The organism is Trueperaceae bacterium, from assembly GCA_019454765.1.
Lineage (GTDB): Bacteria > Deinococcota > Deinococci > Deinococcales > Trueperaceae > JAAYYF01.
This window is the reverse complement of sequence record JACFNR010000041.1, coordinates 1-21214: the sequence shown is the minus strand read 5'-3', so window position 1 is coordinate 21214 and position 21214 is coordinate 1. Positions and strand designations below refer to the sequence as shown.

General features: G+C 72.8%; 17 protein-coding genes and 2 pseudogenes. 13 read left to right on the top strand and 6 right to left on the bottom strand.

All coding sequences use genetic code 11. The annotated features are described in order from the left end of the window. Positions 1-3 precede the first annotated feature (3 nt). Positions 4-783 (top strand): hypothetical protein, encoded by a 780-nt coding sequence (locus tag H3C53_10770; protein ID MBW7917148.1) that lies wholly within the window; start codon positions 4-6, stop codon positions 781-783. A 7-nt stretch (positions 784-790) separates the two neighbouring features. Here H3C53_10770 and pbpC read toward each other — a convergent pair whose 3' ends face one another. Together pbpC and H3C53_10760 are read right to left on the bottom strand one after the other, a co-directional pair. Then, positions 791-2911 carry a penicillin-binding protein 1C gene (gene pbpC, locus H3C53_10765; protein ID MBW7917147.1) on the bottom strand — a complete coding sequence of 707 codons (2121 nt, stop codon included), beginning with the start codon at positions 2909-2911 and terminating at the stop codon, positions 791-793. A gap of 102 nt (positions 2912-3013) precedes the next feature. Beyond that, complete coding sequence (locus H3C53_10760; GenBank protein ID MBW7917146.1) at positions 3014-8437, bottom strand: alpha-2-macroglobulin family protein; 5424 nt, start codon at positions 8435-8437, stop codon at positions 3014-3016. Positions 8438-8527: 90 nt separating this feature from the next. On the opposite strand from H3C53_10760, the gene H3C53_10755 reads away from it, so the two are divergent. From H3C53_10755 to menA, 4 genes are read left to right on the top strand one after another with little or no spacing between them, the layout of a single operon-like run. Further along, on the top strand, positions 8528-9487 hold the full coding sequence (locus tag H3C53_10755) for an ABC transporter substrate-binding protein (protein MBW7917145.1): 960 nt from the start codon (positions 8528-8530) through the stop codon (positions 9485-9487). A 19-nt stretch (positions 9488-9506) separates the two neighbouring features. Continuing rightward, a complete protein-coding gene (locus H3C53_10750) occupies positions 9507-10268 on the top strand; it encodes an ABC transporter ATP-binding protein (GenBank protein ID MBW7917144.1) in 762 nt (253 codons plus the stop codon). After that, positions 10265-11023: an ABC transporter permease subunit gene (locus H3C53_10745; GenBank protein MBW7917143.1), complete on the top strand. Its 759-nt coding sequence runs from the start codon at positions 10265-10267 to the stop codon at positions 11021-11023. The genes H3C53_10750 and H3C53_10745 overlap by 4 nt, the downstream gene beginning before the upstream one ends. After that, positions 11020-12063, top strand: coding sequence for a 1,4-dihydroxy-2-naphthoate octaprenyltransferase (menA, locus tag H3C53_10740; GenBank protein ID MBW7917142.1), 1044 nt, complete (start codon positions 11020-11022; stop codon positions 12061-12063). Before H3C53_10745 ends, menA begins: the two co-directional genes overlap by 4 nt. On the opposite strand, the gene H3C53_10735 is transcribed toward menA, so the two are convergent. Then, entirely contained in the window at positions 12049-12402 is a 354-nt protein-coding gene (locus tag H3C53_10735) for a type II toxin-antitoxin system PemK/MazF family toxin (GenBank protein MBW7917141.1), read from the bottom strand. The two genes, menA and H3C53_10735, sit on opposite strands and share 15 nt — an antisense overlap. Further along, on the bottom strand, positions 12395-12628 hold the full coding sequence (locus H3C53_10730) for a toxin-antitoxin system protein (protein ID MBW7917140.1): 234 nt from the start codon (positions 12626-12628) through the stop codon (positions 12395-12397). Before H3C53_10730 ends, H3C53_10735 begins: the two co-directional genes overlap by 8 nt. Positions 12629-12842: 214 nt before the next feature. Here H3C53_10730 and H3C53_10725 point away from each other — a divergent pair, with 214 nt between their 5' ends. The 7 genes and pseudogenes from H3C53_10725 (at position 12843) to H3C53_10695 (ending at position 16518) form a co-directional block, all read left to right on the top strand. Beyond that, complete coding sequence (locus tag H3C53_10725) at positions 12843-13193, top strand: hypothetical protein (GenBank protein MBW7917139.1); 351 nt, start codon at positions 12843-12845, stop codon at positions 13191-13193. A gap of 119 nt (positions 13194-13312) precedes the next feature. Then, entirely contained in the window at positions 13313-14203 is an 891-nt protein-coding gene (locus tag H3C53_10720) for a CopD family protein (protein ID MBW7917138.1), read from the top strand. 3 nt (positions 14204-14206) lie between these two features. Then, positions 14207-14653 (top strand): hypothetical protein, encoded by a 447-nt coding sequence (locus H3C53_10715; GenBank protein MBW7917137.1) that lies wholly within the window; start codon positions 14207-14209, stop codon positions 14651-14653. After that, entirely contained in the window at positions 14650-15096 is a 447-nt protein-coding gene (locus tag H3C53_10710) for a copper resistance protein CopC (protein MBW7917136.1), read from the top strand. Before H3C53_10715 ends, H3C53_10710 begins: the two co-directional genes overlap by 4 nt. 466 nt (positions 15097-15562) lie before the next feature. Beyond that, positions 15563-15916, top strand: a pseudogene (locus H3C53_10705) (type II toxin-antitoxin system RelE/ParE family toxin). Between the two features lie 42 nt (positions 15917-15958). Beyond that, entirely contained in the window at positions 15959-16273 is a 315-nt protein-coding gene (locus tag H3C53_10700) for an XRE family transcriptional regulator (protein ID MBW7917135.1), read from the top strand. 152 nt (positions 16274-16425) lie between these two features. Beyond that, a pseudogene (locus tag H3C53_10695) lies at positions 16426-16518 on the top strand (AAA family ATPase). A gap of 227 nt (positions 16519-16745) precedes the next feature. On the opposite strand, the gene H3C53_10690 reads toward H3C53_10695, so the two are convergent. Next, positions 16746-17570: a sugar phosphate isomerase/epimerase gene (locus tag H3C53_10690; protein ID MBW7917134.1), complete on the bottom strand. Its 825-nt coding sequence runs from the start codon at positions 17568-17570 to the stop codon at positions 16746-16748. 58 nt (positions 17571-17628) lie between these two features. Here H3C53_10690 and H3C53_10685 point away from each other — a divergent pair, with 58 nt between their 5' ends. Continuing rightward, positions 17629-18258, top strand: a complete 630-nt coding sequence (locus tag H3C53_10685) for a hypothetical protein (protein MBW7917133.1) — start codon at positions 17629-17631, stop codon at positions 18256-18258. Between the two features lie 60 nt (positions 18259-18318). On the opposite strand, the gene H3C53_10680 is transcribed toward H3C53_10685, so the two are convergent. After that, positions 18319-21078, bottom strand: a complete 2760-nt coding sequence (locus tag H3C53_10680) for a pyruvate, phosphate dikinase (protein ID MBW7917132.1) — start codon at positions 21076-21078, stop codon at positions 18319-18321. Between the last annotated feature and the right edge of the window lie 136 nt (positions 21079-21214).

The following is a 21214-nucleotide window of genomic DNA, read 5'->3' as shown; positions in this document are numbered from 1 at the left end:
CGGGTGAGGAGCGGGCAGCGCCCCGAGCCGCCGCGCGCGGGCATCACCAGCGCGGTGGGCTCGCCCCTCCCGCGCGCCTACTCGCACCGCGACTGCGAGCTCACGCCGCCGCTGGCGCGCTCGCTCGCGGCCGGGTTCACCCACGTCGAGGTCGACGCCTTCGTGCTCGCAGGCCGCGTCCTCGTCGGTCACGACGCGCGGCGCCTGCGCCCCGGCAACACACTGAGGCGCCTCTACCTCGAGCCGCTGCGCGCCCTCGTCAGCGAGCGCGGCGGCCGCCTCTTCGAAGGTGGGCACCCGCTGTGGCTCCACCTGGACGTGAAGACCGCGGCCAGGCCCGCCCTCGCGGCCACGCGGCGCCTGCTGGCGCGCTACCCGGACCTCGTCGACCCGCGCGCCGGCCCAGCGCCCGTGCGCGTCATGCTCTCGGGCAACCGCCCGCCGCCCGCCGCGCTCGGCGACCACGTCCTCACCCTCGACGGCCGCAGCGGCGACCTGGGGACGTTCACCGACGCGGGCGTCATGCCCCTCATCAGCGACGACTGGCGCGCCCTCTTCGCCTGGCGCGGCGCGGGACGGGCACCGCCCGAGGAGGGGCGCCGCCTCGCGGCCATGGTCGCCACCGCCCACGCCCACGGGCAGGCGCTCCGCTTCTGGGGCACCCCCGACGAGCCCGGCCCCGCGCGCGAGCGGGTGTGGGCGCACCTGCTCGAGGCCGGCGTCGACCTGCTGAACACCGACGACGTGGACGGACTGCGGGCGTTCCTGACGGCCCCGCGCTGATCCCCGCTCAGCGCAGCTCGATCCTCACGCGCGCGGCGCGCCCGGCGTCGTCCACCACCGCCACGGTCACGAACCCGGCCGCCGGCAACGGCAGGCGCGCCTCGCGCTCGTAGCTCCCCAGGAGCACGGGGGCGCCGTTCGCGAACCACGTGAAGGGGGCCGTGCCGCGCTCGACCCGCACGGGCACGCCGCCGGGCAGCGGCGTCAGCACGGCGCCGTCGGGCGGGAAGGTGAGGCGCGGCGCGTCGTCGACGCTCACGTCGCGCGCCCCGAACTGGCGCAGGTGCGGCGGCAGGTCGCTCGTCGACCCGACGGAGGCGGCCCCGGGCGGCGGACCGGGCAGCGGCACCGGCCCGCCTAGGTGAGCGAAGACGTCGAACAGGATGGGCGCCGCCACCTCCACGCCGAGCATCCCCGGCACGGGGGTGCCGTCGGCACGGCCGACCCACACGCCCACCACGTGCTTGCCGTCGAAGCCCAACGCGAGGGCGTCGCGGTTGCCGTGCGACGTGCCGGTCTTGAAGGCGAGCGGCCAGTCGGGCAGGTTGGCGGGCCGCGGCGCGCCCGCCAGGATGTCGGCCACCTGCCACGCCGCCTCGGGCGTCATGAGGCGCGGGCGCGCGGGCGTCCCGCTGCTCGCGGGCGTCCCGCTGCTCGCGGGCGTCCCGCTGCGCGTGGGCGCCTCGCCGCGCGTGGGCGCCTCGCCCCGCGTGGGCGCCTCGCCCTCCCCGGCCGCCCCGCCCGCCCGCACCCGCAGCGCCCGCGCCTCGCCGCCGCGCGCGATGGCCGCGTAGAGCTGCACGAGCCCCTCCAGGCTCACGCCCACGCCGCCAAGCGCCACGGCCAGCCCGGCGGCGTCCCCGGGCACGACGACCTCCACCCCGGCGGCACGCAACGCGGCCAGGAGCCGAGCGGGTCCAAGCACCTCCGTCAGCGCCACCACCGGCAGGTTGAGGGACGCCTGCAGCGCCTCGCGCGCCGTTACGGGGCCGCGGAACACGCCGTCGAAGTTCTGCGGCGCGTAGCCGCCGTAGTCCTCCGGCCGGTCGTTCAGTAGCGTCTCGGGGTGGGCGAGGCCGTCGCTGAACGCCAGACCGTAAACGAGCGGCTTGAGCGTCGAACCGGGCGAGCGCAGGGCGGTCGTCATGTCGACGTAGCCGAGCCGCGCCGCGCTGGCGTAGTCGGCGGAGCCCACCTCGGCCAGGACCTCGCCCGAATCCGCGTCTGCCACCACCAGCGCGACCGCGACCTGGCGCGGCAGGCCGACAAGCGCCCCCCTCGCCAGCGCCTCCATGGCAGCCTGCAGGTCGGCGTCCAGGGTGGTGCGTTGCAGCGCCGCGTCCGGCGCCTCGGCGCGCAGCCGGTCGGCCAGGTGCGGCGCCAACGCCGGGAAGGGCAGCCGCGCGGTCGGGAGCGGTTCGCGCAGCGCGGCGTCGACCGCCTCCGCCGTCACGACGCCGGCGGCGGCGGCGCGGCGCAACACCCGCTCGCGCGCCGCCGCGGCCGCCGCCGGGTGGGCGTCCGGCGCGCGCGTGGCGGGCGCCTGCGGCAGCGCCACCAGCAGGGCGGCCTCCGCCTCCGTCAGGCGCGTGGGCTCCTTGCCGAACCACGCCAGGCTCCCGGCCCGCACCCCCTCCAGGTTGCCGCCCATCGGCGCGAGCTGGAGGTAGAGCGCCATGATCTCGTCCTTGTCGAGCACCCGCTCGAGCGCCAACGCCACCCTGATCTGGCGCAGCTTGCCGCGCCACGAGCCCGTCGCGCCCTCCTCGAGGAGGCGCGCCACCTGCATGGTGAGCGTCGAACCGCCGCTCACGACGCGCCCCGCAACGAGCGAGCGGAACGCGGCGCGCGCCAACGCCGTCACGTCTACGCCGCGGTGGCCGTAGAAGCGGCCGTCCTCGTAGGCGAGGAGCATGGCCACGTAGCGCGGGTCGACGCCGCGGGCGTCGACGCGCAGGCGCCAGCGACCGTCGTCGACGGTGTAGGCCCGCAGCATGCGCCCGTCGCGGGCCAGCACCTCCGCCGAGACGGCGGGGGCGAGTGGCGGCAGCTCGGTGGCGGCCACCCACCGGTCGAAGCCGAGCCACGCCGCCGCCGCCACGGCGGCGGCGAGCCCGAGGAGCGTCAGCCGGGCGGCGCGGCGCCGGGCCGGGGAGCGCCGGCGGCAACGCGCGCCCACGGGCTCCCCGGCTCCAACGGGCCGGTCACGGCGGGACGCCACCGTCGGCCGTCACTGCCCGATCACCAGCGTGCTCGTCTCGCCCACGGCGCGGTTGACGGGCCGGTAGAGGTCCATCACCAACGGCGCCGCTGCGTGGAACGTGCCCGGCGAGACGGCGCGCGCCACGTACGCCAGCCGCAGCGGCGTGCCGTCTCTCTGGTCGATGGCCGCGAGGAAGCGGTCGGCGCGGGACTCGGCGAGCTCGGGGGTGCCGGCCAACCGCAGCCAGGCGAAGGCGCTCACGTCGCCCGACGTCAGGAAGTCGGGGTTGTCGATCTCCAGGCCGGCGGGCAGCGCGTCGTCCACGATCAGCCGCCCCTGCGGGACGCCCGCCTGCGGGCGCACGTCCAGCACGACGACGAGCCGGTCGCCCACGCGCACGCTCCTCACGTCGGCCGGCGCCCCGTCGGGGGTGAAGTAGGTGCGGCTGACGTCGTAGCCGACGCCGCCGGCGCGCGGCGCCTCCGCCGCCACCCCGAAGGTCGTGACCGTCACCACGACCTCCTCGTCGCCGCCGTTGGTCAGCACGCGGTCGCGCCCCTCGTAGCGCAGGGAGACGTTGCCGGTCACGGCCTCGCCGTCGAGCTCGAGCCCGCGGGCGTCGTCCGCCACCGCGGCAGCGGCGCGCAGCGCCCAGGCCGCCTCCTGCGGCGACAGTAGGGCCGCCTGACCGCCGCCGGCCACCCGCGCCACGAGCGCCGGCAGGTCCACGGCGCGCGCGCCGGCCTCGGCGGCTAGGGCGAGCAGCCCCGCCGCGTCGCGCAGGCGCGTGCCGTAGTCGCTGCGCCAATCGGTGACGTCGCCGCCGCGCCTGGCGAGGTCCTGCGCCTGCGCGAACATGGCGTCGGCGCGCGCCTGCTCGCCGTAGAGGGCGAGGGCGCCCGCCAGTTGGGCGGCGGCCAGCGGCGTGTCGAAGGCGGCCGCGTACGTGTCGGCGTAGTAGCGCAGGTCGCCGATCACGGCCTCGCCGGCACGCGCCAGCACGTAGAAGGCGAAGGCGTAGGGGGCGGCGCCGTCCTGCATGGAGCCGGCGACCGCGACGCCGTTGCGGAGGTTGTCGAGGGCGCCGCGTAGCGCCGCCTCCGGCACGACGGCGCCGGCCGCCTCGGCGCGCAGCAGGAAGTCGGTCACGTAGGCGTCGAGCCACAGGTCGTAGCCGCCCACGCCCCACAGCCCGAAGGCGCCCTGGCGGTCCTGCCGCGTCAGGACGCGGTCGACGCCCGCCTGCACGCGCGCCAGGACGTCGTCCTCGCTCACGAGGCCCAGGCGCGCCGCCACCGCGGGCGTGAGCAGGAGCGGTTGCAGGCTCGAGACGATCTGCTCGGTGCAGTGGTACGGGTACTCGAGCAGGTTCAGGACGAGGCCGGGCACGTCGAAGGCGCCCCCCAGCCCGGTAGAGAGGGTGGCGCGGGCGGTGTCGGGGAGGAAACCGGCGAGCGCGTCGGCGCCGAAGGTGAAGCTCTCGCCGGGCGCCAGCACCGTGCGATCGGCGCGGGCCGTCTCGGGGTCGGTGTGCATGACGGTCAGGCGCAGCTCGCGCGTCAACGTCACCCCGCCGGGGGTCGTCAGGTCGATCCGGTAGGTGTGCTCGCCGAGCTCCGTCGGGGCGAGCGGCAGGTCGATCACGGCGCGCCCGCCCTCGGCGAGCCGCACCACGGCCGGTCCCGCGGCGAGCCCGTGCCCGCTCACGGCCAGGCGGGCCTCGCCCGCCGGCCCGGTCACGTGCGTGAGCTCGAGGTGCAGCCTGCTCTCGTCGCCGGGCGTCATGAAGCGCGGGAGGCTCGCCTGGATGACGACGGGGTCGCGCACGAGCACGTCCCTCACGGCTTGGCCGACGGCCGCGTCCGTCCACACGACGGCCATCAGCCGCACGGTGCCGCCGAACGGCGGGAGGTCGAAGAGCACCTCGGCGTGGCCGTCGCGCACGACGACGGGTCCCGAGAAGAGGGCGAGCAGCTCCTCCGCCGGCGCCGGTCCGGCGCTCGTCTCCACGCCGGCGTCGCCGCCCGAGCGGACCTCGCCGATCGCGCCCTGGCGCGCGTCGATGAGGCGACCGTAGAGGTCGCGCAGCGCCACGCCGAGGCGCCTTTGGCCGAAGTAATGGCCGGCCGGGTCGGGCGCCTCGAAGCCGGTGATGTTGAGCACGCCCACGTCCACGGCGGCCACGGTGGCGTGCCCGGCGCCGTCGGGCAGCCCGGGCACCTCGAGGGTCACGGCGAGGGGACCGCCGGAGCGCGTCTCGGCGGGCGCCGCGAGGGTGACGGCGAGCAGGTGCGGGCCCGGGTCGACGGCGGCGTGCGCCAGGCCGAGGCTGCGCGCGGGCAACCGCTCAGCGCCGCCGCTGGGCCTGATCAGGCTGGCGGTCACGTAGGCGCCCGCCCCCCACTCGTCGGTCACGGGCAGCTCGACGGTCGTCTCGGCGGCGACCTCCACCAGCCGCAGGTCGACGACCCGGTCCGTCAGGACGGCCACGAGCGCCACGCCGGGCTCGGTCGCGTCGACGCGCAGGCGCGCCACGTCGCCGGGGGCGTAGGAGGTCGCGTCGAGCGACACGGCCAGGAGGTCGGGCGTCTCGCGCGTGGTGTCGGCCGAGGCCCACCCGGCGCTGAACTGCAGCGAGGCGCTCGCAGGCGCCCGGCCCGAGCCGACGACGCGCAGCTCGTACCTGCCCCAGTCCACGGGCACGCTGACGCGCACGGGCCCGGCGTCGGTGGCGGCGGTCCCCTCGGCCACGCGCCGGCGGTCGGTGACGGGCTCCCAGTACCAGCGGCCGTCGACCGCGTACCACTGGTAACGCGTCTCCACCCGGTCGACGCGCCAGGTGAGGTCGCCCCGGGCCGCTGTGAGGTCGGGGTTCACCAAGACCACGTCGAACCCGGCCTCGGCGCCCTCGGGGAGCGGCCCGTCGAAGGCCGGCCGGATCCCCACCACGGTGGCGCTCGGCCGCAGCGTCCGGGTCAGCGTGCGCTCTACGGGCCGCGACGAGCCGTCGATGACCGTCACGGTGGTGGTCGCCTGGTAGGGGCGGGCGGCGAGCGCGAGCCGCGCGAGCGGGAGCGGCACGGTGGCCGCGCCCGTCGCGTCCGTCCGCAGCCCGCTCGGGAACGTGCGGCGCTGCGGCTCCACACGCTCGTCGAACCGCCCGAAGCTGTAACCGGCCCAGCCCGGAAGCTCGGCCGTGGGCGTGATCGTCACGCTGCCGTCCACCGCGAGATCCGCGCCCGGGGCGCCGAACAGGTAGTCGGCCTGCACGCTCAGGGCGGGGGGCGCGGCCGGGTCGACGAGGTCGCCTCCCGGCAGGGCGAGCTCCACGTCGATGCGTTCCGGCAGGAAGTCCTCGACCAGCACCGTGGTGGTGGCGAGCGCCGGCGCCTCGACGTCCACGTACGCCTCGAGGCGCCACGCGCCGCGCGGCACCGCGGCGCCGAGCGGCAGCGCCAGCACGTGGCCGCCGGCACCTTCGCCGTGCGACACGGTGCGCGAGTACTCCACCCCGTCCGGGCGCAGCATCACGAGCGTGAGGGGCAGCCCCGGCACGGCGGCGGCCCTGTTGTCGCGCACGAGCGCCGTCAGGTTCACGGTCTCGCCGGGGCGGTAGGCGCCGCGGTCGGTGGCGAGGAACACGTCGAGCGGACCGGGCGCGACGCGGCCCGCCACGCCGCGGTCGGAGAGGTCGAACTCGGGCTCCTCGAGGGAGAGGACAGCCATGTCGTCGAGGGCGGTCACCAGCACGAGCGCGGGGGCGGCGTTGCCGGCGCCGAGGGCGAGGGCGCCAGCGAACAGGGCGTGCCCGCTCGCGTCGGTGGTCGTCGCGCCCAGCACGCGGTTGGAGCGCGCCACGAGCTCGACCGTGATGCCCTCGACCGGCTCGCCGCTCGACAGGCGCTGCACCACCACGTGCACCCCGTCGGTGCCGGCCATGGTGGTCACCCCGAGGTCGGAGACGAGGAACCACTGCAGCGCCGGTGGCGACTCGTACTCGTCGGCGCCGGCCACCTTGGCGCGCAGGACGTAGACGCCGGGCGCCAGGTCGCCCGCTTCCGCGAGCGGGAGCTGCGTGGTCACCTCGCGGTTGAGGTCGCTCTCGAGCCGGGCCTCGCCCTCCCACACGCTCTCGGTCAGGTCCTCCTCGAAGCGCCGACCCTCCCAGCCGCCGAGCGACCTGAGGAACGTGCCGTCCCTGATGGTCGCCACCACGTTCCGGTCCGACACCCGGAGCAGCGCGAGTTCCAGGTGGTCGGCGTTGACCGTCTCCACCGGCAGCGACCGCGGGCCCACGGCGGGCAGCACGTAGGCGCGCCCCGGGAAGCGCACCTGCGGCGCCCGGTCGCGCACGTAGACGTCGAGCGGCACGCGTGAGACGAGCGTGTCGCCGTCGGCGCCGGGGAGGCCGGCGCGGAGCGTGAGGTGGTAGCTCTCGCCGTAGGCGATCCCTGAGACGCACAGTTGCCGGCCCTCGACCTCGAGCGCCAGTCCGCTCACGTCGCGCTGCACGTACTGGTCGTAGTCGGTGGCGGCGGCGAGGTCGTCTGAGAACGTGACGCAGATGCGCGGCGCCGCGGTGCGCGCGTCCACCTCGTGGCTGAGCACCCGGAAGCCGAACGCCTCCCGCAGGCGCCTGAGGTCGTCGCGGGCGATGCCGGACACGAGCGAGTCGGCGAGCCGCACGGCGCCCAGGGCGGCCTCGCCCCGGTAGCGCCGCTCGAGGGCGCGCGCCAGCGTTAGCAGGGCGTCGGCCCGCTCGCGGCCCTCGAGCCGCAACGCGGCGTTGAGCGCCGCCAGCACGGCCTGGCTCTCCCGCTCGTACGCGCGGTTGGGCACCGCGTCGGCGAGCCTGAGGAGCGCCTCCGCGTAGCGCGCCCAGGCCGCGCCGCTGTCGGCCACCGTCACGGCCGCGCCCGTGTAGGTGACCTCCGACCCCGCGGCCATGCCGCGCGACTGCGTCAGCAGCCAGGCCTCGTCGTTGCCCTCGGCGAAGAAGCGCTGCGCCATGCCGGCCGCCTGCTCGAGCGCCGCGGCGAAGTCGTGTTCTGTGAGGAAGGTGATGGTCGCCGCCGCCTGGCGCGCCCGCTCCAGCGCCGCGGGCGCCTGCTCGCTCACCACGCCGGAGACGGCGCCAACGAACGACACTGGCGCCGCGGCGGCGCCCTTCAGGAAGCACATCCCGTGGCGCTGGTCGAAGGTGAAGGCGGCGCACGCCCCGTCGCGCAGGCACGCGGCGGCGCAGCGCTCGAGCGTGACGTCCGGTAGCGCCAACAGGTCGGAACCGGGGTAGTCCGTGTCGCTCACGGTGGTCGCGAACCGTTCGGGGATGGGCGCGCCCTGCGCCCCGGCGCCGGGCGCCGCCACCATCGCCAACAGCGAGACGAGGACCGCCAGCGCCCGGCGCGACCGCCCGGCGCGCGCGAGGAGATGGCCGGCGAGCGTAGTCATCGTGACCTCCAGAGCGTCGTTGGGCGAAGGCTAGCACGCACGCGCAGGACGTTCGTCCGCCGCCGCCGGGCGCCGCGGTAGGCTGGGGCGGTGAGACGGACCCTCCTCACCCTCTTGTTCCTTGCCGCTGCGGGCGCCGCGTTCGCCCAGCAGTGCCCCGCCACCAGCGGGCAGCCCGTGCGCGTCGGCGTCCTGCCCGTCATGAACACCCTGCCCATCTTCGTGGCGCAGCAGAGCGGGCTGTTCGCGGCGCGCGGCGTCGAGGTCGAGCTCGTTCCGCTCGAGAGCGCCCGCGACCGCTCCATCGGCCTGCAGACGGGCCGGCTCGACGTGGGCAACAACGACGTGATGGGCGCCGTGCTGCAGGTCGCCGCCGGCGACGCCCTCAAGATCGTGCGCCACGACAGCTTCGCGCCCGGCGTGCCGTTCTTCTCCATCGTCACGAGCGCCGCCAGCGGGCTGAAGACGCCTTACGACCTCGTCGCGGCGCTGCGCGCGGGCGAGGCGAAGGTGGCGGTGGGCCACAACACCGTCACCGAGTACATGGCCACCAAGCTGCTGCGTGACGCGGGTTACGACCCGAATCCGTCCGATTACCTGGAGGTGAGCGCCATCCCGCTCCGGCTCGAGCAGCTCAACCAGGGGCTGGTGGCGGCGGCGCTGCTGCCGGAACCGCTCACGACCCTGGCCACGCAGGTGCAGGGCGCCACGGCCGTGCTGACGGACGCGGCCACGGGGTTCGTGCCGGTGGCGCTAACGGTCACACAGCGCCTGCTGGACGAGCGCCCAGGCGACGTCTGCGCCTTCCTCGCCGCCTACCAGGATGCTGTGGCTGCCATCGACGCCGACCCGGAGCGGTACCGCCACAACGAGATCCGCATCCCCGAACCCATCATGGCCACGTACGCCGTGCCGACCTTCGCGGCGCCCCGCGTGCCGAGCGAGGCGGAGCTGGCCGAGGTGCAGGCCTGGATGGTGGAGGTCGGCATGATCGACGCTCCGCTGCCGTACGAGGACCTCGTCGACGGTCGCTTCGTCACCGCCCCGTGAGGCGCCGTCCCGCCCCGAGGTGAACGAGCGGCGGCCGCCCGGTGCCCTCCTCGAGTTCTCGGGGGTGACCTTCGGGTACGGGCACGATCACCCTGTCCTCGCCGGCTTCGACTGGCGGTTGGACGCGGGGGAGTTCTGCAGCGTCATCGGCCCGTCGGGCAGCGGCAAGACGACGCTCCTCTACCTCGCCGCGGGGTTGCGCGCTCCCGACGCCGGGAGCGTGCTGCTGGGCGGCCGGCCGGTGCTGCGCCCGGGCGGGCCGGTGGGCCTCCTCCTGCAGGATCACGGTCTCTTGCCGTGGTACACGGCGCGGCGCAACGTCGAGGTGGCGCTGGCCATCAAGGGGGTGGGCGGGGCCGAACGGCGCGAGCTGGCCGAGCGGTGGTTGACGCGGCTCGGCCTGGGCGCCCTGATGGGGCGCTTCCCGGGGCAGCTCTCCGGCGGGCAGCGGCAGCGGGTGGCGCTGGCGCGGCAGTTCGCGCTCGGCAGCGAGTTGCTGCTGCTCGACGAGCCGCTCTCCGCCGTCGACGAGCTGGGGCGCGAGCGGCTGCAGCGCGAGCTCTTCGCCCTCGCGCGGGAGGGAACGAAGACCACCGTGATGGTCACGCACAGCGTGGAGGAGGCGGTGCTGCTGTCGAGCCGGGTGCTGCTGGTCACGCGCCACGCCCCCATCGTCGCGGCGGAGGTGGTGGACACGCCCTTCGGCGGTGCCATGCCGAGCAGGGCGGACCCTGAGTTCCAGCGGCTGTGCGGCGAGATAAGGGAGCGGCTGCGCGCGTGAGGCGGCCCGCCGTCGACCCGCGCGTGGCGCTCGCCGTCGACCTGGCGCTGCTCGTGTTCGTGTGGCACCTGGCCGCCACCTCCTTGGACCGTAGCTTCCTGCCCACCCCGTGGACGGTGCTCGTCACGTTCGTTTCGGAGGTGCAGGGGCCTCTCCTGACGCACGGCTGGGCGAGCCTCAGGCGGGTCCTGCTCAGCGTGCTCGCCGGCAGCGCCGCGGCGGCGCCGCTCGCCGTGCTGGCCGCCGAGAGCAGGCTCGTGGACTCGTTCCTGTCGCCGCTCGTCTACTTCCTCTACCCCACCCCCAAGATCGTGTTCCTGCCCATCATCGTGTTCCTGCTCGGGTTGGGCGACCCGTCGATCGTCTTCCTGATCTCGCTCATCGTCTTCTTCCAGGTCTACGTGATCGTGCGCGACGCGCTCGCGCGCGTGCCCGCCGCCACCCTCGACTCCATGGCCGCCCTGGGCGGCGGGCGCCGTCACCGCCTCCGCTACCTGTACGCGCCCTTGAGCGCCGCGGCGGTGCTCACCGCGCTCAAGGTGAGCGTCGGCACGAGCATCGCCGTGCTGTTCATCGCAGAGGCGATAGGCAACAACGTGGGGCTCGGGTACTACATCGTGGTGGACCAGTGGAACCGCTTCGCCTACCCCAAGGTGTACGCGGGCGTGCTGGCGATCGCGGTCCTGGGGAGCGCCCTCTTCGGCATCATCAGCTGGCTCGAGGCGCGCGCCACGCGCTGGCAGGGCGCGCGGTGAGCGCGCTCGCCCTCTGGTTCGAGGCCGTCAGGCCGCGCACGCTCGTGCTGGCCGTGGCCGGCGTGGCGCTGGGGGTCATGCTGGCGGGCGCCGACGGCGGTGTGCGCTGGGGCACCGCCACCCTCACGCTGGCGACGGCCGTGCTCCTACAGGTGCTCTCCAACCTCGCTAACGACTACGGCGACAGCGTCCACGGCGCGGACGGCCAGGAGCGCGTCGGCCCGCGCCGCGCCGTGCAGAGCGGCCGGGTGACGCGCAAGCAGATGCTGGGCGGCGTGGTGCTGAGCGCCGCCCTGGCGGCCCTGGCGGGCGTGTCCCTGGTGCTCTCCGCCCTGGCCACGATCGGGCTGCCGGCCGCGGCGGCCATCCTCGCCCTCGGCCTCGCTGCGCTGTGGGCGGCGTGGGCCTACACCGGCAGCAGCCGACCGTACGGCTACGTTGGCCTCGGCGACGCCATGGTCTTCCTCTTCTTCGGACCCGTGGCGGTGCTCGGCACCTACTACCTGCAGACGGGCGCGTTCGCGGCGCCTCACCTGCCGACCGCCGCCGCCCTCGGCCTGTTGGCCACCGCCGTGCTGAACGTCAACAACCTCCGCGACCTGGAGGGCGACCGCGCCGCCGGCAAGCTGACGGTCCCCGTGCGCCTCGGCCAGGGCGGAGGCCGCACCTACCACCTGGCGTTGCTGGCCGGCGCTCCGCTCCTCGCGCTGGCGGCGGCGCTGCTCGACTGGCGCTCGCCGTGGCAGCTCCTCTTCCTCGTCACGCTGCCGCTCCTCGCCGCGCTGCAGCGCCGCGTGGCCACGCGCGCGGGCGCCGCGCTCGACCCGCTCTTGAAGGGCACGGCGCTGGCGGCGCTGGCGTTCGCCACCCTGGTGGGGGTGGGCGCGCTGCTGGCCAGCCGCCACGATCGCGCGGCCGCCGGGCTCGCAGGCGGCGGGGCCGCGGCCACCCGCCCGACCCTCGACGTCGTGCGCCCCGCCGCCGACGGCAAAGCGCTGCCGGGCGCACCCGAGTACGCTGCTACCTCAGTTGAGGGATAGGTGGTTGCGCAGCCAGAAGTCGATGTCGCGCAACGTGGCCGCATCCACACGTCCGAAGAGGCCTTCGATCCGCAGGCGATCGATGGTCCTAACCTGTTCGGTCATGGCGAAGCTGGGCACTCCCAGCCCGACTTCCGACCCCCGCAGTGGGACGTGTGTTGGCCACCCCCGGGCACGACTGGTCACGGGCAAGACCACGGCGAGGCGCCCAAGGTGCCGCAGGTACTCGGTGCTCGCCACCACGAGCGCGGGGCGCCTCCCCCGCTGCTCGCTGCCTACCGCTGGATCGGGGCTCGCCCAGACCAGATCGCCTCGCCGTAGCGCCTCGAACCTACTCATCCGTGGCCCCTACGGCTATGGCGTCCCATGCGGCCATTTCCTCCCAGTAGTCATCGTCGGGCGGCATATCGGAGAACATCTCGCCGACCTTGGCCCAACGGTCACGCTTGTCGGCCTCGTCGAGAAGATCCGACAGCAGTGTTGCTGCGGTCACGCCCACGGCTTTGGCGCGTGCACCGATGCGTTCACGCAGTTCGACGGGGACCTTGATCGTCGTCGTAGCCATGGCCAAGCATACCTGAAGTATGACCACGGATAGCCAGAGGTAGGACCCAGTTTGCAACCACGAACCGCCAACCCCAACCCACACCCAAGGGCATTCACGACCCTGAAACCGCCACCACGAAGCCCCTCATGGCAAAGGCGGACTAAGGTTCTCGGCGTCGGCGTCAGCCACGAGCCGCGAGTGGTGCAGTTCGGGCACGTGATACAACCTGGTCATGTTCCACGCTAGGCTGCCGTCGCGGCTACGGCGCGCGCGGCCCGCCAGCGTCGGTCGATCCGTGGCGCACGCAGTCCTAATCGGCTCGCTGCTCGCCCTCGTCGCGGTCGGGCCGGTCCGCGCGGGGCACGCCGAGTTCCCAGGGCACTCCCACCCCGAAGGCACGCCCGACCACCACCACACGTTGATCCAGGTCGGGTTGCTCAGCGTGGCCGCTGCAACCCCGACGCTGGACGCCTCCGTGGGCCGGATCCCGGCCGCGGAGCCCTTCGAGGGACCCGAGGCGCGCCCGGCACAGCTGACCGTCGGTGGCACCAGGGCCCGCGCGCCACCGGCCACGGCCGACTAGTCACGGATCCCGACGGGTCGGGCGGCCTGTGACCGCCCGACCCCGATAACGCGCGGTCACCGCCCGAATGGCACCCCGGCAAGCAGACGCCCTTGCCCCGTCGCCCGCATGGAGACTCGATGCTGGTCATCTTGGCGAAAGCTGTCACCTTGCTTAGCGCGGCGATCGCCGCCGGCACGAGCGTGGCGCCCACCCTCCTCCCCACCAAGCGCCTCACGCCGGCCCTCGCCGCCGCCTTGTACGCCGCGCTCGCCGCCCTCGTGCTCGCCAGCGCGCTCGAGGTCGTGGTGAACCTCGTGCGACTGCTGGGGCACGCGGAGTGGGACCTGTTCGTCTCGTACCTGAGCTCCACAAGGCACGGCCACGCCGTCGTGGCGCGCACCGCCGTGGCTGCGGCCCTCACGGCCGCCGTGGCCGTCCCGTGGCTGCGCCTGCTGCGGTGGCCGCTCGCCCTCGCCCTCCTAACCACCTACAGCTACGCCAGCCACGCCGCCGGCATGGGCGGGACGTGGCCCATGATCACCGACCTCGTGCACTACGGGGCGGTGGCGGTCTGGGCGGGCGCCGTCCTCGCCGCCCGCGCCGCACCCGTCTGGCGAGACGGCGCCGAGGCGCTCAAGCTCGACACGCTCGAGCGCCTCTCCCGCATCGGCCTCCTGACGGTCCTGTTGCTGACGCTCACCGGGGTGATCTCCACCCTCGTCCACTCGTCGGACCCGGCGTCGTTCGTGGCGTCGCCCTACGCGACGGCCTGGCTGGTGAAGGTGGGTATCGTGGCCCTGACCGTGGCCCTCGCCGCCTGGAACCGCTTCGGGCTGCTCCCGGCGGCGCGACGCGACGAGACTGACCTCCGCATGCGCCGCAGCCTGACCACCGAGCTCGCGCTCCTCCTGGCCGTGTTCGTCGCGACCGCCTGGTTGACCACCAGCGCGCTCCCCCACACCGCCGAGGACTCGAGCACCTCCCCCATCGAGAACTTGCAGCGATGGGCAGACTACCTGAGAGAGTGAGCGATGAACCTACGCAATATCGCAACCGCCGTCCTCACCCTGGCGATGGCCTCCGCCGCCCTACCCCTAGCTCACGCCCACCAATCCATCGAGGTCACTGACGGCGCCTACCGGGTGATCGTCGGTTACCTCGTCAACCCGCCCTACACCAACGTGCTCAACGGCATCGACCTCGCCGTAAGGGACGCGAACGGCAACCCGGTAACGGGCCTCGAGAAGAGCCTGGACGCGTGGGTCTTGGGTCCCGCTGGCAGCGAGGTGAAGCTCACCCTGCGCGCCAACCGCGACAAGGAAGGTTGGTACACGGGCAACTTCCTGCCCACGGCCCCAGGCGAGTACACATTCCGCGTGAAGGGCTACGTTGGCACGACGGCCATCGACCTGACCTTCGACCATGTGGCTCACACCGAACCCGCCATCATGGACATCAAGGACATCTCGCTACCGTGAGGCGCGCCCTAGCTGCGTTCGTCGTCGCCACTGCCGTGAGCTTCGGCTACGCCCACGCCTACCTCGTCACCTCCTCCCCAGTCGAGGGGGAGGTGACGAGCGAGCCGGTAACGGAGATCTCCCTCGAGTTCAGCGAACCCGTCGAGACGGGCTTCTCGACCTTCAAGCTCGTGCGGGTCGTCACCGACCTGGAACCGGGCGCCGAGGACTACGCCGCGCGCCTCGACGCGGTGGCCGGCCCCATGGCGTCGACCGTTCTCGCGCAACGAGAGGAGCAAGTGGGGCAGGTGGCCTTCGCCCTAAGACCGCGCTCCGGCAGCGCCGCGCAACTGAACCTGACCCTGGGCGAACCGCTGAGCCCGGGCGCCTACCTGCTCGCCTGGCGCGTGCTCTCCGTCGACACGCACGTCATCGAGGGGTTCTTGACGTTCACCGTGCGGTGAGGGGGCCGCGCTCGCCAATGAACCTGGATGGCCTTGTTCTTGCCGCTGATCGTGAGGCCAATCGAGGCGTCCGCGAAGGGTCCAGATGCACGTAGGCGGCCGGGAGCTCGCGTGGAGCTCGCGGTGAAGACGATGGGACCTCCACGGTCGGGCGCGGTTCGCGGTTGTCGCGCAGGATGAGAATCGTGCCCGTGGCGGCGTCGTTCCCGTCGAACGACCTGTGGGCCGGCACGGTGGTGAGACGTCATGGAATGCTGCTCTATGAAGGGCTACCGCCGAAACAGTGGCAATTCGCCCCCGGGGTCAGCAGGTGCGGGGTCCCCACGCGCGTCTTGAACTGCCGCGGCCGGTAACCGTTACGGTACCCGTTCCGCTCAAACGGGTCGGCGTTCGCGTGCAGCGTCAGACAAGGCCAAGCGCGCGACATGGAACACACGTCATAGAACCTTTGTGTCATAGCCTGGGTGTGGCTTGGGAGATCGTCTTGCTTCGGGAGGTGAACGAGTGGTTCGAGCAGTTGGATCCGGAAACGACAGAGTTGGTTGGCGCCGCTCTCGACCTCCTGGAGGAGCGGGGCCCCAGCCTCGGCCGGCCCCTGGTCGACAAGATCAACGACTCGGAGCTTCACAACCTCAAGGAGTTGTGACCAGGCTCGAGTGGGGACTGCAAGGTTCGCGTCCTGTTCACCTTCGACCCTGCCCGCAATGCGGTGCTCCTCGTGGCCGGCGACAAGTCAGGCAAGTTTAGCGAGTGGTACGAGGAGAACATCCCGGTAGCCGAAGGGCGCTACAAGAAGTGGCTAGCAGGCGAGTACGACTGAAGCCGAACCGAGGCGAGCAAAGAGATTGTGACGGTAAGAGTGATGAAGAAGTGGCGTGAAGTTCGAGCGAAGGCCGTCCAAGAGGGCCGCCTTGATGAGAAGAAGGCGCAGGAGCACAAGGCTCGCATGATTGCTGACGAGCGCGCCTACAAGCTGGCCGAGCTCAGGGACCATTTCGGGCTGCGGCAGGAGGACGTCGCCGAGCGCCTGCACGTCTCTCAGTCGCGCGTGTCTCGCATCGAACGCGGAGACATCGACACAGCGCAGGTGTCGACGCTAAGGGCGTACGCGCAGGCGCTGGGCGGCGACATCGAGATCGCCGTGCGCGTGGGAAGCGACCGCATCCCCATCTCCTGACCCAACAGGAACACCGAACCTAACAAGAGTGGCGGGCCATGACAGCCCGCCACTACCGTCTCGTGCGGTGCGGGTCAGCCGAGGAGCGCGAGCATTGGGGGTACGGACCAGGCGCCAATCATGAGGGTGACGACGGCGAGCACGAGCACTAGCTCGAGCTCTTGATCATCGATGATTTCCTGACCATCGGCATCGACGAGCGCGCCGCCAGCGACCTCTTCGCCATCCTCGCCAACCGCAAGAACCCCAAATACTGGGAGTAACCCGCCCGCAAACGACCCCACCACAAGCGCCTGCAAGCCAAGACAGCTACAGGCGCTTCCAACAACCCAGAACCCCGCTACCAGGTACACCAGGAACACGGACTACCGCTTCCAAGAAGTACTCGGCGTAACCGCCTGCCCGCAGCACGGGCATGAGCTCCGCCCAAGGCACGTCGCCCTCACCTACCTGTCTAGTCTCGTACTGTTTGTCAGACCCACAACCTCCGGAGCTCGCTCAGCTCGTGCCTCAACCCCACCTCCGGCTCCGGCAGCTCGTCCGGGTGCCACCGCTTCTCGTACTCCGTAGAGAAGTACTCGGCGTAACCGCCTGCCCGCAGCACGGGCATGAGCTCCGCCCAAGGCACGTCGCCCTCACCTACCTGCGTTATCTCGTACTTCCGGTCCCCCAGCGCCCGCAGGTCCTTGAAGTGGACGTGCCTCACGTACGGCAGCTGCCGCTCGAGCGCGCGCAGGGGTTCCCCTTCGCCGAGCTGCAGCAGGTTCGCCGGGTCGTACGTGATCCCGAGACCGGCCCCCACGGCCTCGATGATCCTCACTGAGGTCTCGGAGCAGAGAGCGTAGGAACCCGCGTGGTTCTCGATGTTCAGGCTCACTCCGGCGGCGACAGCCTTCGCGGCGAGACCCCTAAGGGCGTCAATCAGGCGCTCGTACCGGCCCGGCCCCTCGCCAGGCTCCGGCTCCTGCCCTGCCCATAGCCGCACGTTGCCGCACCCGAGGCGGCCGGCCAGCTCGATGCAGCGCTCGATCTCCGCGACGGCCGCCTCCCGCACGGCCGGGTCCTCGTCGTCGAAGGCGTTCGCGTACGGCGTCAGCTGCGCCACGCGGAGGCCGGTCTCGCTGAGGCGCTGGAGGAGCGGCCTCACCTCTTCCTCCGCCGCGCTCGGGTGGAGCGCGCAGGGGTAACCTTCCGTGTAGAGGACCTCCACGCCGTCGAAGCCGAGCCGCGCGTAGAGGTCGAGCGCCGGGAGGAGCTCGAGCCGCGGGGTGGACATGGTGTGGGCAGCCGCCTTCATGCCCGAACGGTACCCGGGCAGGACGGCCGGCGCCAGCCCGGGGCGCGAGAGGACGAAGTTGCCACTCCAGAACCGCGTGGACCCCTGGGGCAACCTGAACGCCGTGCCGGAGCGCGGCGCCTGGCTGGGCAACCGCGGCGTGCTCCACGACGACGCCAAGCGGGTGGTGGCGCCGTGGCGCCACAGGGCGTGGGTCACTTGCCGGCTCGAGTTCAAGGGCAGGCACCGCGAGGTGTTCAGCCCCCACCGCTACTCGGAACTCTTCTTCCTCGACGAGGCCACCGCCTTCGCCGCGGGTCACCGCCCGTGCGGCGAGTGCAGGCGCGAGCGCTACCAAGAGTTCAAGGCGCTCTGGTGCGGGGCGCACGACCTGGGCGATCCGCGCGCCATGCCGGTTACACTCATCGACCGGCAGCTTCATGCCGAGCGCGCCCGGCGCGGCGGCGGCAAGGTGACCCACGAGGTGGCCTTCGGCGAGGTGCCGACGGGCGCGTTCATCGAGCACGGCGGTAGCGCCTGGTTGGCCTGGGACGGCGGCCTTCAGCGATGGTCGCCCGGCGGCTACTCCCGGCCCGGGCTCACGCTGGCGCCCAGTGCGCGCGTGGTCATGCTCACCCCACCGTCCGTGGCCGCGTTGTTCCGCCGCGGGCTGGTCCCGCAGGTGCACCCCACGGCCGAGCGGCCCTGACGCTTCTGGTGCAGGGCCGCTCGGGGCGTCGCTCGTCTAACCCTCCGGTCTAGACGTCGTTCAGGCCGTCACGACCTCACCGACGTGCGGGCGCGCACCGGCGCCGTTCTTCGCCTCGTGCTTGAGCGCCGCGTGCGCCGCCGCCAGCCGCGCGATGGGCACGCGGAAGGGCGAGCAGCTCACGTAGTCGAGGCCGTACTTGTGGCACAGGTAGATGGACGCCGGGTCGCCGCCGTGCTCGCCGCAGATGCCGACCTCCAGCTCGGGCCTCGCCTCGCGCCCGAGCCGCGTGCCCTGCTCGATGAGCCGGCCCACGCCCGCCTCGTCGATGGTGGCGAACGGGTTCTCCTCGAGGATGCCGTGCTCGAGGTAGTGCATCAGGAAGCCCTTCTCGGCGTCGTCGCGGCTCACGCCGAAGGCGGTCTGCGTGAGGTCGTTGGTGCCGAAGCTGAAGAACTGAGCCTCCTTGGCGAGTTCGTCGGCCACGAGGACGGCGCGCGGCACCTCGATCATGGTGCCGAAGTGGTAGTCCACCGTCACGCCCTGCTCCTCCATGACCAGCTTGGCCTCTTCCTCGAGGGCGCGCTTCTGGCTCCTCAGCTCGTTCACGTGCGAGACGAGCGGGATCATCACCTCGGGCCGCACGTCGCCGCCGTCGCGCTTGACGGCGCACGCCGCCTCGAAGATGGCGCGCACCTGCATTCGGGTCACCTCGGGGATGAGGATCCCCAGCCGCACGCCGCGCGTGCCCAGCATGGGGTTGGCCTCGCGCAGCTCGGTCACGCGCGCCAGGTGGTCCTGCTTCTGCCGGATGACGGTGAGCGCGCCGTCCATCTCGGCGAGGGTGTGGAAGTGCTGCAGGCGCATCTTGAGGTCGGCCAGGTCGGCCATGAGGTCGTCGTGGGCGGGCAGGAACTCGTGGAGGGGCGGGTCGAGGAGCCGCACGATGACGGGCAGTCCGTCCATGGCGCGGAAGAGCCCCTCGAAGTCGCGGCGCTGGAGCGGCAGGAGCGCCTCGAGCGCCTCGGCGCGTTCGCTGGGCGTCCGGGCCATGATCATGCGCTGCACGATGCCCAGCCTGTCGGCCTCGAAGAACATGTGCTCGGTGCGGGCCAGGCCCACGCCCTCGGCGCCGTACTTGCGGGCGCGCTCCGCGTCGGCGGGGTAGTCGGCGTTGGCGCGCACGCCCAGGGTGCGGATCTTGTCGGCCCAGGCGAGGAGCTCGGTGAGGTAGGGGTTGTCGATGTCGGGGACCACCGTGGGCAGGGCACCGAGGAAGACGTCGCCGGTGGTGCCGTCGATGGAGATGACCTCACCCTCGCGCATGACGAGGTCGTCGACGCTCACCTCGCGGCGCTCGAGGTCGATGGCCATCGCGGCCACGCCCACCACCGCGGGCTTGCCGAACTGCCGCGCCACCAGAGCGGCGTGGCTGGTGCGGCCGCCCGAGCTGGTCAGGATGCCGCGCGCGGCGAGCATGCCGTGCACGTCGTCCGGTTTCGTCTCGGGTCGCACCATGATGACGTCGCGGCCGTCCTTGGCCCAACGCTCGGCCGTGTCGGCGTCGAAGGCGACCATCCCCACGGCCGCGCCGGGCGACACGTTGAGGCCGCCGGCCAGGCGGCGGGCCTCCTTGCGGGCCGCCACGTCGAACTGCGGGTGGAGGAAGTAGTCCACCTGCTCGGGCTTCACGCGGCTAACGGCCGTGCGCTCGTCGATCAGGCCCTCGCGCACCATGTCGACGGCGATGCGGACCTCGGCCTGCGCCGTGCGCTTGCCGTCGCGCGTCTGGAGCACCCAGAGCTTGCCGTGCTCGATGGTGAACTCCATGTCCTGCATGTTGCGGTAGTGGCGCTCGAGCCTCTCGGCGATGGCCGCGAACTCGGCGTACGCCTCGGGCATTATCTCTTCCAGCTCGTGGAGGGGCTGCGTGACCCTTATGCCGGCCACCACGTCCTCGCCCTGCGCGTTGACGAGGAAGTCGCCCTCGAGGTGATCCTCGCCGGTGGTGGCGTTGCGGCTCATGGCCACGCCGGTGGCGCAGTCGTCGCCCATGTTGCCGAACACCATGGCCTGGATGTTCACGGCGGTGCCGAGGTCGTGCCTGATGCCGGCCGCGTTGCGGTAATCCACAGCGCGCTTTCCGTTCCACGACCGGAACACGGCCTCGGTGGCCAACTTGAGCTGCTCGATGGGCTCCTCGGGGAACGGGCTGCCCGTGAAGGTGCGGACGATCTCCTTGAACTTGCGGGTGACCTCGCGCCAGTCCTCGGCGCTCAGTTCGGCGTCGACCTCGACCCCGGCCGCCTTGCGGCGCGCCGTGATGACGGCCTCGAACACCTCGTCGGCCACGCCAAGGACGACGCTGCCGAACATCTGCACGAGGCGCCTGTACGAGTCGTAGACGAAGCGCGGGTCGGCGGTGAGGGCGATGAGGCCGCTGGCCACCTCGTCGTTCAGGCCGAGGTTGAGGATGGTGTCCATCATCCCCGGCATGGAGAACTTCGCGCCCGAGCGGCACGAGAGGAGGAGCGGCGTCTGTGGGTCGCCGAAGCGCTTGCCCGTCTCGGCCTCCATTCGCGCCAGGGCCGCGAGTTCCTGCTCCCACATCCCCTCCGGGAACCGGCCGCCCTCGGCGAGGTAGGCGTTGCACGCCTCCGTGGTCACGGTGAAGCCGGACGGCACCGGCACGCCCAGGCGCGTCATGTCGCCGAGGTTGGCCCCCTTGCCGCCCAGCAGGGCCTTGGCGCCGTCCCAGCTGCCGGCCAGCCGTTCGGCCTCACCGACCTCGGAGAACTGGTAGACCCACTTCTTGTTCATCGCGGCCCCTTCCCAGGACGCGATTCACACCTTCCTAGTCGACGTGGCCAGCACTGCTCTGCGCCTCGCTCCGCGTCCTGACTCGAGCTTAGTTCCGGTGGCGCCGCGCAGGTCAGTGGCGGATGTCCTTGGCGCG